The 12,697-nt window shown below is 74.3% G+C and carries 3 protein-coding genes; 2 read left to right on the plus strand and 1 reads right to left on the minus strand.

Annotated features, from left to right (window positions below; all coding sequences use genetic code 11):
• Positions 1–16: 16 nt before the first annotated feature.
• Entirely contained in the window at positions 17–1,054 is a 1,038-nt protein-coding gene (locus ACZ5FU_RS30895; RefSeq protein WP_468834934.1) for a 3-dehydroquinate synthase family protein, read from the minus strand.
• A gap of 349 nt (positions 1,055–1,403) precedes the next feature.
• Here ACZ5FU_RS30895 and ACZ5FU_RS30900 point away from each other — a divergent pair, with 349 nt between their 5' ends.
• Entirely contained in the window at positions 1,404–10,907 is a 9,504-nt protein-coding gene (locus tag ACZ5FU_RS30900; protein WP_469047509.1) for an SDR family NAD(P)-dependent oxidoreductase, read from the plus strand.
• A gap of 37 nt (positions 10,908–10,944) precedes the next feature.
• The coding region (locus ACZ5FU_RS30905; protein ID WP_451781174.1) for a type I polyketide synthase at positions 10,945–12,697 on the plus strand (1,753 nt) is incomplete at its 3' end.

The raw sequence follows: 12,697 nt of genomic DNA on the forward strand, positions 1-12,697 counted from the left end.
CCCCGCGCGGGTCCTCTCACGACGCCGCGCGCGGCATCTGCGCCAGCACCCGCGCGACGACGTCCTCCGGCAGATCGCGCACCAGCTCGGCCCCGTCCGCGCCGTCCAGCACGAAGGTCAGCCCCGACGTCGCCTTCTTGTCCAGCCGTACGAGCTCGATCAGCCTGGCCGGAGCGACGTTCCCCGGCAGCTCGTGGGGCAGCCCGTAGTGACGCACCACTTCCCGGTGCTCCGCCGCCCGCCGTTCGTCGATCCGGCCCAGGGCCAGGGCGAGCCGTCCCGCGAACACGGTGCCGATCGCCACCCCCTCGCCGTGCCGCAGCCGGAAGTCCGTCGCCCGCTCCAGGGCGTGGCCCAGCGTGTGGCCGTAGTTGAGCAGATGGCGCAGGCCGGTGTCGCGCTCGTCGGCGGACACGATCTGCGCCTTGCGCGCCACGCTCGCCGCGATCTGCTGCGGCAGGGGCAGCCCCCGCAGATCGCCGGCACCGATGAAGTGGCAGCGGGCGATCTCCCCGTAGCCGTTGAGCATCTCCCGCTCCGGCAGGGTCTCCAGGTAGTCGGTGTCGCACAGCACCGCACTGGGCTGCCAGTAGGCGCCGATGAGGTTCTTGCCCTCGGGCGTGTTCACCGCGGTCTTGCCGCCGACGCTGGCGTCCACCTGCGCGAGCAGTGTGGTCGGCAGATGCACCACGGGCACCCCGCGGTGGAAGAGGGCGGCGGCGAGACCCACGACGTCCGTCGTGGTGCCGCCGCCGACGGAGACCACCACGTCGTCACGGGTCAGGCCGAAACGCACGAACTCCCGGCACAGCGACTCCACCGAGCCGAGGGTCTTGTCCTTCTCGCCGTCGCGGGCCCGCAGGAGCAGCGACGGCACGCCGGGATCGGGGACCCAGGCGTCGGGCCGTGCCGAGACCACCGCGGCGCGCCGTGCTCCCAACCGCTCGACGATCCCGGACAGGGAGTGCCGCACCCCGGATCCGATGTCGACCGGGTAGGCGCGTTCGCCGAGTTCCACCCGAATGCGGGTGCGATGGGGTGCGGAATGCGTCATGTCTGTGTGTCCCTCTCCCTGAGGCCCCGCCGTCGCGGCGAGACGGCGGGAAAAGCATCCCGTTCCCGGCGACGCCGGCGGAAATGCAGTTTTTACCCGCCCCGGGTTTATTCCGGGCCGAAGGCCGAAAACGCGATGTCCGTCAGTGCGACGGTGAAGCCTAATGCCAGGGGTCCGCCACGCCCAACGTTCTCCGATTAATTCTGATCACTCTTCAAGTTAGGGATGCATAGGGGGGTGATGAGGGGGTGCCGTGGGAGTGCTTGCTGACAAGACTGTGCCGGACAGGGCGAACCGTCCGCCATCGCGAGCCGCCCGTCTCGCTGTCGCCCCGGAGGGATGACGACCCATGTTGCGCACGGAGCTGATCCGGCCGCTCCCCGAGCTGCTGGTCCACCAGGCCCGGCACTTCGGTGCCAAGGTCGCCTACCGGGACGCCCGACGAAGCGTCAGCTACACCGATCTGGAGGCACGCACCCGGCGACTGGCCGGACACCTCGCGGAGTTGCGTCTGCAACCCGGCGACCGTGCGGCCATCTGCCTGGGCAACCGCGTCGAGATCGTCGAGAGCTACTACGCCGTCACCCGGGCCAGCGCCATCGGCGTCCCGGTCAACCCGCGCAGCAGCGACGCGGAACTCGCGCACCTCCTCGACGACAGCGGCGCCCGGATCGTCATCACCGACCACCCGCACGTGGAACAGCTGCGGCGCCTGCTGCCCGACCGACCCCACCTGACGGTCGTCCTGGTCGGCGACGAGCCGGTGCCGTCCGGCTTCCTGCCCTACGAGGCGTTCGCGACGCGGGAACCCGACACACCGGCCCGTGACGACCTCGGCCTCGACGACCTCGCGTGGATGCTCTACACCTCGGGAACCACCGGCAAGCCCAAAGGAGTGCTCTCCACCCAGCGCAACTGCCTGTGGTCGGTGGCGGCGTGCTACGTCCCGGTCCCCGGGCTCGGCCCCGAGGACCGCGTCGTCTGGCCGCTGCCCCTCTTCCACAGCCTCTCGCACATCGCCTGTGTGCTCTCCGTGGTGGCCGTGGGCGCCAGCGCCCGCATCGTCGACGGCCTGTCGGCCGAGGACGTGCTGACCGCACTGGACGAGGAGAGCGCCACCTTCCTGGCCGGCGTCCCCACCCTGCTGCACTACCTGCTGGACGCGGCCCGCGACCGGGGTTTCACCGCCCCCCGGCTCCGGGTGGCCCTGGTGGGCGGCGCGGTCACCACGGCCTCGCTGCGCCGCTCGTTCGAGAGCGTCTTCGGCGTTCCCCTCATCGATGCCTACGGCTCCACCGAGACCTGCGGCTCCATCACCGTCAACTGGCCCTCGGGCGCCCGTGCCGAGGGATCCTGCGGACTGCCGGTGGTGGGTCTCGGCGTACGCCTCGTGGACACCCGCACCGGCGAGGACGTCGCCGACGGCCAGGAGGGCGAGGTGTGGGTGCGCGGCCCGAGCGTCATGGCCGGCTACCACAACCAGCCCGAGGCCACCGCGGCCGCCTTCCACGACGGTTGGTACCGCACCGGCGATCTGGCCCGCCGTGACGAAGCCGGCTACTTCACGATCACCGGCCGCAAGAAGGAACTGATCATCCGCGCCGGGGAGAACATCCACCCGGGAGAGGTGGAGGAGGTCCTGCGCACCGTCCCCGGCGTGACCGACGTCGCGGTGGTCGGCAAGCCGCACGACGTGCTGGGCGAGGTGCCGGTCGCCTTCATCGTCCCCGGCCCCCGGGGACCGGACACCGAGCGGCTCTTCGCCGAGTGCCGCGACCGTCTCTCCCACTTCAAGGTGCCCGAGGAGCTGTACGAGATCGAGACGATCCCGCGCACCGCCTCCGGCAAGATCGTCCGGCACCGGCTGCTGGAGACACCCGCACGGCTGCGCGCCACCAGCAGCGGCCTGTACGACTCGCTGTTCCGCGTCGACTGGATCCCCAGCACCCCGCTCTCCCTCGGCGCGGTCCCGGGCGGGACGGGCGACTGGGTGCTGGCCGGCGACGACCCGCTCGGCCTGGCCGCCGCCCTGCGGGACATCGGCACGGCGTGCGAGGTCCACCCCGACCGGGACGCCGCCCGTGCGGCGGCCCGCGGCGGCACGGGCCTCCTCCTCGAGGACCGGACCGCTCACGACCGCGGTGCGGGCGTCGAGGAGTTCATCGCGTCCCTCCAGGACTGGCTGGCCGACGACCGCGACGAGCACGTCACGCTCGTGGTGCTCACCCGACGGGCCGTGGCCGCCGGCGACGGCGAGGACGTGCGGGACTGCGCGCACACCCCGCTGTGGGGCCTGGTCCGCGCGCTGCAGACCGAGCATCCGGGCCGGCTCGTCCTCGCCGACCTCGACACCGACGGCCTCGACGTCGACGACGCACGCTCCCTGGCCGCCGCCGTCGACGCCGGTGAGCCCCAGTTCGCCGTCCGCTCCGGAGTCGCCCTGCTGCCCCGTCTGTCCCGCGTCTCCATGGACCGGGAGGAGCCGCCGCTCCCGCTGCTCGACCCCGACGGGACCGTCCTGGTCACCGGCGCCGCCACCGCCCGGGGCGCCGCACTCGCCCGCCACCTCGTCACCGCGCACGACGCCCGCCACCTACTCCTCACGTCCACCCCGGGACGCGGCGACGAAAGCGTGCGGACCCTGTGTGCCGAACTCGCCGCGGCCGGCGCCCGCGCCACCGCCGCCGCGTGCGATCCGAGCGACCGCGTCGCCCTCGCCGCACTGCTGGCGGACGAGGGAAGACCCCCGCTGACGGCCGTCGTGCACGCGGAGGAGATCACCGGGACCGGCGCCGTGTCCGCCGCGGCCCGTGCCCTGCACGATCTGACCGCCGACCGTGACCTGACCGCGTTCGTCCTGTGCTCCTCGCCCCTCGGGGTCCTGGGCGCCCCCGGCGCCGGCGACGTGGCCTCCGAGAGCGCCGCACTGGACGCACTGGCCCAGCACCGGCGCGCCCACGGCCTGCCCGCGCTCTCCCTGGCCTGGGGACCCTGGGCCGACGACGGGGTCGCGGGCGCCGTCCCCTGCACGGCCGGCGAACTCACCGGACAACAGGCCCTGATGATGTTCGACGCCGCGCACGCCGCGGGAGAGGCCGCCTTCGTCGCGATGCGCCTCGACAACGCGGCCCTGCTCACCGGACCGGTCCCCGCGCCGCTGCGCGGACTGATCGACACCACGGCCCGGCGGACCCCGGCCGAGATCACGAAGCTGCGCGGCCGACTGGACGACCTGCCCGCGGAGGAACGGGAGGAACACCTGCTGCGGCTGGTGCGCGAGGAGACCGCCGCGGTCCTCGGCCGCCCCGGCACCGGTGACGTCCCGGCCGACCGGGCCTTCAAGGACCTGGGACTCACCTCCTTGATGGCGGTCTCCCTGCGCGACCGGCTGAGCACCGCCACCGGACTGCGTCTCCCCGCGACCAGCGCCTTCGACCACCCCACCCCCGAAGCCCTGGCACGTCAGCTGCTGAGGGAGGTCCACGCCGGGCCGGCCGACGCGCCGGCCGTCCCCGCACGGGCCGCGGAGGTCTCCGACGACCCGATCGCCATCATCTCGATGGGCTGCCGGCTGCCGGGCGGCGTCACCTCCCCCGAGGACCTGTGGCGTCTGGTGGCCGACGGCGCCGAGGGCCGCTCCCCGTTCCCCTCCGACCGCGGCTGGAACCTCGACGAACTGTACGACCCCGACCCCGACGCCCCGGGCAGGTCCTACGTCCGCGAGGGCGGCTTCCTCGACGACGTCGCCGGCTTCGACGCCGAGTTCTTCGGGATCTCCCCGCGCGAGGCGGTCGCGATGGACCCCCAGCAACGGCTCGTCCTGGAGACCTCCTGGGAGGTCTTCGAACGAGCCGGCCTGGACGTGGGCGCGCTGCGCGGCACGCCGGTCGGCGTCTTCGCCGGAGCCATGTACCACGACTACACCACCCGAGCGGTGCGGCCCGCCAAGGAGGTCGAGGGCTACCTGGGAGTGGGCGGCGCGGGCAGCGTCGTCTCCGGCCGCGTGTCGTACACCTTCGGTTTCGAGGGCCCCGCCGTGACGGTGGACACCGCGTGCTCGTCCTCGCTGGTCGCCCTGCACCTGGCCGCCCGGGCGCTGCGCGCGGGGGAGTGCTCCCTGGCGCTGGCGGGCGGTGTCGCGGTGATGTCGACCCCGGGCAGCTTCGTGGAGTTCTCCCGGCAGCGCGGACTCGCCCCCGACGGCCGCTGCAAGGCGTTCGCCGCCGCGGCCGACGGCACGAGCTGGTCCGAAGGCGTGGCCCTGCTGCTCCTGGAGCGGCTGTCCGACGCCCGCCGCAACGGCCACGAGGTCCTCGCCGTGGTGCGCGGCACGGCTGTCAACCAGGACGGCGCGTCCAACGGCCTGACCGCGCCCAACGGCCCCTCCCAGCAGCGGGTCATCCGCCAGGCCCTCGCCGACGCCGGTCTCACCCCCGCCGATGTCGACGCCGTCGAGGCGCACGGCACCGGCACCTCCCTCGGCGACCCGATCGAGGCACAGGCGCTGCTCGCCACCTACGGTCAAGGACGCCCCGACGACGCCCACCCGCTGTGGCTCGGCTCCCTCAAGTCCAACATCGGCCACGCCCAGGCCGCCGCCGGCGCGGCAGGCGTGATCAAGATGGTGCAGGCCATGCGGCACGGGGTGCTGCCCCGGACGCTCCACGTGGACGCCCCGACACCCGAGGTCGACTGGACCCGTGGCGCGGTCGAACTGCTCACCGGGTCCAGGCCCTGGCCCGAGACCGGACGCCCGCGCCGCGCGGGCGTGTCCTCCTTCGGGATCAGCGGCACCAACGCCCACGTCGTCCTCGAGCAGCCCACCGGATCACCCGCCACGCCCCCCGTCGACGCACCGCCCCCGGCGGACGTGCCGGAACGTGCGCTGCCCGACGGGCTCGTCCCCTTCGTCCTCTCCGCCAAGTCCCCCGAGGCCCTGCGCGCCCAGGCCGCACGCGTCGCCGCCCTCTTCGACGAGGAACCCGCCCCCGCCCCGGCCGATGTCGCCCTCACCCTCAGCGGCCGCCAGGCCTTCGCCCACCGGGCGGTCGTGGTCGCCGCCTCCCTGGAGGAGGCCCGCACCGCCCTGACCGGCCTCGCCGCCGGCGACGGCACGACCGGCACCGCCACCGACGGCCGACTCGCCGTCGTCTTCTCCGGCCAAGGCGCGCAACGCCCCGGAGCGGGCCGCGAACTGTACACGTCGTTCCCGGTGTACGCCCGCGCCTTCGACGAAGTCTGCGCCGCCCTGGACCACGGGCTCGACCGCCCCCTGCGCGACGTCGTCCTCGCCGGACCCGGCACCCCCGAGGCGGACCTGCTCGACCGGACCGCCTACACCCAGGCGGCCCTGTTCGCCGTGGGAGTGGCGCTCTACCGGCTCATCGAGTCCTGGGGCGTGCGCCCCGACCTGGTCGCCGGACACTCCATAGGCGAACTCGCCGCCGCCCACGTGGCCGGTGTGTGGTCCCTGGAGGACGCCGCGGCCCTGGTCGTCGCCCGCGGCGCGATGATGCAGCGGCTCCCCGAGGGCGGCGCCATGATCGCCGTACAGGCCACCGAGGACGAAGTCGTCGCCGAGCTCACCGAGGCGGTCGCCGTCGCGGCGCTCAACGGCCCCGAAGCCGTGGTCCTCTCCGGTGACACGCCCGCCGTCGAAGCGGTGGCCGCACTGTTCGCGGCCCGGGGCCGCAGGACGAAACGGCTGCGCGTCTCGCACGCCTTCCACTCACCGCGCATGGAGCCGATGCTCGACGCCTTCCACGACGTCGCCGCCGCGCTGAGCTTCCACAGCCCGGTCCTGCCCGTCGTCTCCAACCTGACCGGCTCCCTGGCAGACCCCGCACAGCTGTGCACCCCCGACTACTGGGTGCGTCACGTCCGCGGCACGGTCCGCTTCGCCGACGGCCTGCGCACCCTGGACGAACAGGGCGTCACGACCGTGCTCGAACTCGGGCCCGGCGGGGTGCTGACGGCCATGGCGCAGGACTGCCTTCCCGAGGACACCGCCTGCGTGGCCGCACTGCGCGACGGACGGCCCGAACCCGCGACGCTGCTCACGGCCGTCGCCCGGGCCCACACCAGGGGCGCCCGCGTCGACTGGCCGGCCCTGTTCGCGGGCAGCGGCGCCCGCACCACCACCGCCGTACCGACCTACGCCTTCCAGCACCGACGCTACTGGCTCGACGCCACCCCCGGCACCGGCGACCTCGCGGCCGCGGGCATCACCGCGGCGGGACACCCGTTGCTGAACGCGGCGGTGGAACTGCCCGAGACCGACGCCGTCACCCTCACCGGACGCCTCTCCCTGACCGACCGGCCCTGGCTCGCCGGCCACGCGATCGACGGCACGGTCCTGCTGCCCGGAACGGCGATGGCCGAGATGGCCGTCCGGGCCGGGGACGAGGTCGGGTGCGGCGGCGTTCGCGAACTCGTCCTGGCCGCCCCCCTGGTGCTGCCCGCCGACGGCGCGGTGCGCATCCGCGTGCACGTCGGAGCCCCCGACGACAGCGGCGACCGCCCCGTCTCCGTCCACTCCCGCCCCGACGGCGACGAGGGCCCCTGGACCCGCCACGCGAGCGGCGCCCTGACACCCGCGGCACCCGACGACGCCCCCGCCGCCGACACCGCCCCGTGGCCCCCGCCGAACGCCTCGGCCGTGCCGGTCACGGACTTCTACCGGCGACGCGCCCGGGCCGGCTACGCGTACGGGCCCGCCTTCCAGGGACTGCGCGCGGTGTGGACCCTCGGCGAGGACGTCTTCGCCGACGTCGCTCTCGACGACGAACACCACGACGAGGCCGGCCTGTTCGGCCTGCACCCGGCCCTCTTCGACGCCGCCCTGCACCCCAGCGCCCTCGGCGCCGTCGACGAGCCCGATGACGGAAGCCGTCTGCTGCCCTTCGCATGGAACGGCGTACGTCTGCACGCCTCGGGCGCCAAGGCCCTGCGGGTACGGCTGACCCCCGCCGGGGAGAACGAGGTCTCCCTGCGCGTCACCGACACCACGGGAGCCCCGGTCGCCGACGTCGACTCCCTCGTGCTGCGCCCCGTACCCGTCGAACACCTGCGCCCCGCCGTCGAAGCCGGACACGCGTCCCTGTTCCGCACGACGTGGACACCACTGCCGGTCACGGCCCGCCCGGACGGGCTCGACGGCATCCGCGTCCTCGACGCCACCGGCGACGGCACCTCGGCCGAGGACGTGCACGCCCGCGTCGCCCGCGTGCTCGCACACCTCCAGGCGTTCCTGGCCGAGCCCGGCGCCGGCACCGCGCGACTGCTGGTGCTCACCGAGGGCGCCGTCGCCGTCCGCGACGGCGAGAGCGTCACCGACCCGGCCGCGGCGGCGATCTGGGGCCTGGTGCGCTCCGCCCAGTCCGAGCACCCCGGCCGCCTCGTCCTGGCCGACACCGACGCACTCGACGCCTCCCGCGCCGCGCTCACCGGACTCCCCGCGACAGCCGCCGCCCTGGAGGAGACGCAGTTCGCGGTACGCGAGGGCGAGGTGACCGTGCCCCGCCTCGCCCCCGCCGCCACGCCGCCCCTGACGATCCCCGAGGACACCGGCACCTGGCACCTGGACACCACCGGACCCGGCACCCTGGAGAACCTGGCCCTCGTACCGGACGCCGGCTCCGGCCCCCTGGCCCCCGGCCGGGTCCGCGTCGCCGTCCGCGCCGCGGGCGTGAACTTCCGCGACGTCATGATCGCCCTGGACATGTACCCCGGCGAGGCCGCGATCGGCGGCGAGGGCGCCGGCATCGTCCTGGAGACCGGCCCCGGCGTGAGCGGCCTGTCGCCCGGCGACCGGGTCATGGGACTGTTCCCCGGCGGGGCGTTCGGCCCCGAGGCCGTGACCGATCACCGCAGGCTTGTCCGCGTCCCCGCGGGATGGACCTTCGCGCAGGCCGCCGCCGCGCCCATCGCCTTCCTCACCGCCCTCTACGGCCTGCGCGACCTGGCGGGCGTCCGGCCCGGCGAGAGCGTCCTGATCCACGCCGCGGCCGGCGGCGTCGGCACGGCCGCCGTCCAGATCGCCCGTCACCTCGGTGCCGAGGTCTACGGCACCGCCAGCCCCGGCAAGTGGGACACCCTCCGTGCCCGCGGACTCGACGACGCGCACCTCGCCAACTCCCGCACCACCGAGTTCGAACGGCACTTCCTCGACGCCACCGACGGCCGCGGCGTCGACGTCGTCCTCGACGCACTGGCCGGCGAGTTCGTCGACGCCTCCCTGCGCCTGCTTCCACGCGGCGGCCGCTTCCTGGAGATGGGCAAGACCGACATCCGCGACGCCACCGAGGTCGCCGCACGCCACCGCGGGGTCCGCTACCGCGCCTACGACCTCGCGGAGGCGGACGACGACCGGGTGCGCGAGATGCTGCACGAACTCGTCGCCCTCTTCGACAGCGGAGCCCTCACCCCGCTGCCGGTGACCGCATGGGACGTACGGCACGCCCCGGACGCCTTCCGGTACCTCAGCCGGGCCCGCCACGTCGGCAAGGCCGTCCTGACCCTGCCACGCCGGCCCGACCCCGACGGCACCGTCCTGATCACCGGCGGCACCGGCTCCCTCGGAGCGCTCGTCGCCCGCCACCTCGTCACCGCACACGGCGCCCGCAACCTGCTGCTCACCAGCAGAAGCGGCCCCGACGCGCCCGGCGCCCGGGAACTGACCGCCGAACTCACCGCGCTGGGCGCGACCGTACGGGTCGAGGCCTGCGACGTCGCCGACCGCGACGCCCTGGCCCTGCTGCTGGACTCCGTCCCGGCGGCAGCGCCCCTGACGGCCGTCGTGCACACCGCGGGCGTCGTCGACGACGGCGTGCTCGCCGCGCTCACCCCGCAGCGGACGGCCACCGTCCTGCGGCCCAAGGCCGACGCCGCCCTCCACCTGCACGAGCTGACCCGGCACCTCGACCTCGCCGCCCTGGTCTCGTTCTCCTCGGCCGCCGGCGTCCTCGGCAACCCGGGACAGGCCAACTACGCGGCGGCCAACTCCCTCCTCGACGCACTCGCCCGCCTCCGCCACACCGAGGGACTGCCCGCGACGTCACTCGCCTGGGGCCTGTGGTCGCAGGCGAGCGGCATGACCGGCGCCCTCGCCGAGACCGACCTCCGGCGCACCGAACGCGACGGCGTGCGCGGACTGACGGACCAGGAGGGCCTGGCCCTCCTCGACACCGCCCTGACCGCCGCGGAGCCGGCCCTCGTGCCGATCCGGCTCGACCTGAACGTGCTGCGCGACCGGGCCGCCGCCGGTGGGCTCCCCCCGATGCTGCGCGCACTCGTGCGCGCGCCGCGCCGCGCCGCCGCCGGTCCGGCCCAAGGCCGCACCCTGGCGGAACGGCTCGCGGGACTCCCCGCGCGGGAGAAGGCCGCCCTCGTCCTGGACACGGTCCGCAAGGAGGCCGCCACCGTCCTCGGCCACTCCGACGCCTCACTGGTCGTGCCCGACCGTGCCTTCAAGGAGGCCGGGTTCGACTCCCTGACGGCGGTGGAACTGCGCAACCGCCTCAGCCGGGTGGCGGGCACCGGACTGTCCACCACGGCCGTGTTCGACCACCCGACGCCCACCGCCCTCGCGGACTGCCTGCTCAAGGCGATCGACCAGGAGTCCGATCCGGTCACCGCCAGACTCGACGCCCTGGAAGCGGCGCTCGACGCACTGCTGGCGGAGGAACTGGAACACTCCGGCATCCACTCCCGCCTGCGGTTCATCGGATCGAGGATCGAGGAGGCCGCCCTGAGCGGCAGCCCCGCCGAGACCGCCGACCGCACCCGGCACCTCGAAGCCGCCACCGCCGACGACGTCTACGCCTTCATCGACAACGAGCTCGGGCTCGGCTGACCCGCCGCCAGGCACCCCCAAGAGGAGATCAGGTTCCATGACCACCGACGAGAAGGCACTCACCTACCTCAAGCGGGTCTCGGCCGAGCTGCAGCAGACGCGGGAGAAGCTGCGCGAAGAACAGAGCCGGCGCACCGAACCCGTCGCCGTCGTCGGTATGGCCTGTCGTCTGCCGGGAGGGGTGACCTCCCCCGAGGGACTGTGGCGGCTGGTGTCCGAGGGCACCGACGCCGTCGGCCCCTTCCCGGCCGACCGGGGCTGGGACCTCGACGGCCTCTACGACCCCGACCCGGACGTGTCCGGCACGTCCTACGTCCGTGAGGGCGGCTTCCTCGACGACGTGGCCGGTTTCGACGCGCCCTTCTTCGGGATCTCCCCGCGCGAGGCGCTGGCGATGGACCCGCAGCAGCGGCTGCTCCTGGAGACCTCCTGGGAGACCCTGGAGCGTGCCGGGATCGACCCCACGACCCTCAAGGGCGAGAACGTCGGCGTCTTCACCGGCGTCGCCGGACAGGAGTACGCCCCGCGCATGGGCACCGGCTCCGAGGAGATCGAGGGGTACGTCCTCACGGGAGGCGCGGGCAGCGTCGTATCGGGCCGGGTGGCGTACACCCTCGGTCTCGAGGGCCCCGCGGTGACGATCGACACCGCCTGCTCCTCGTCCCTCGTGGCGATCCACCTCGCCGCCCAGTCGCTGCGCTCCGGCGAGTGCTCGCTCGCGCTGGCCGGCGGCGTGGCCGTGATGTCGACCCCCGGCGCCTTCGTGGAGTTCTCCCGGCAGCGCGGACTGGCCCTGGACGGCCGCTGCAAGGCGTTCGCCGCCGCGGCGGACGGCACCGCCTGGGCCGAGGGAGTGGGCGTCCTGCTCCTGGAGCGGCTGTCGGACGCCCGCCGCAACGGTCACGAGGTCCTCGCCGTGGTGCGCGGCACGGCTGTCAACCAGGACGGCGCGTCCAACGGCCTGACCGCGCCCAACGGCCCCTCCCAGCAGCGGGTCATCCGGCAGGCGCTGGAGAACGCCCGGCTGTCTCCCGCGGACGTCGACGTGGTGGAGGCGCACGGCACCGGCACCTCCCTCGGCGACCCGATCGAGGCACAGGCCCTCCTCACCACCTACGGCCGCTCCCGCCCCGAGGACTCCCCCCTCTGGCTGGGCTCGCTGAAGTCCAACATCGGCCACACCCAGGCCGCCGCGGGTGTGGCGGGTGTGATCAAGATGGTGCAGGCGATGCGGCACGGTGTGCTGCCGAAGACCCTGCACGTGGACGCTCCGACGCCCGCCGTGGACTGGTCGGCGGGTGCGGTGGAGCTGCTGACGGAGGCGCGGGAGTGGCCGGAGCGCGACCAGCCGCGGCGTGCCGGTGTGTCCTCCTTCGGCATCAGCGGCACCAACGCCCACGTCATCCTGGAACAGGCCCGGCCCGAAGAGACCCCCGACACCCCCGCTCCGGCACGCACCGCCCCCGCCGGCGCCGTCCCGCTGGCCCTGTCCGGAAAGACCCCCGAAGCCCTGCGCGCCCAGGCCGTCGCCCTCGCCGACCACCTCCGCGCCCACCCCGGCGTCCCGCTGCACGACACCGCCCTGTCGCTCCTGTCCTCACGCACTGTGTTCGGTCATCGGGGTGTGGTGGTGGCGGGTGGTCGTGAGGAGGCTGTGGAGCGTCTGGCGGCTCTGGCCGTCGATCCGGGCGCTGTGCCTGTTGTTTCGGGTGGTTCGGGGGTGGTGTTCGTGTTTCCGGGTCAGGGTGGGCAGTGGGTGGGGATGGCGTTGGGGTTGTTGGCGGAGTCGG

Source organism: Streptomyces sp. NPDC031554 (assembly GCF_055580685.1).

Bases quoted from the DNA above. Each gene is read 5' to 3' on its own strand.
- ACZ5FU_RS30900 (WP_469047509.1), top strand. From the start codon at position 1,404: ATGTTGCGCACGGAGCTGATCCGGCCGCTCCCCGAGCTGCTGGTCCAC.
- ACZ5FU_RS30895 (WP_468834934.1), bottom strand. From the start codon at position 1,054: ATGACGCATTCCGCACCCCATCGCACCCGCATTCGGGTGGAACTCGGC.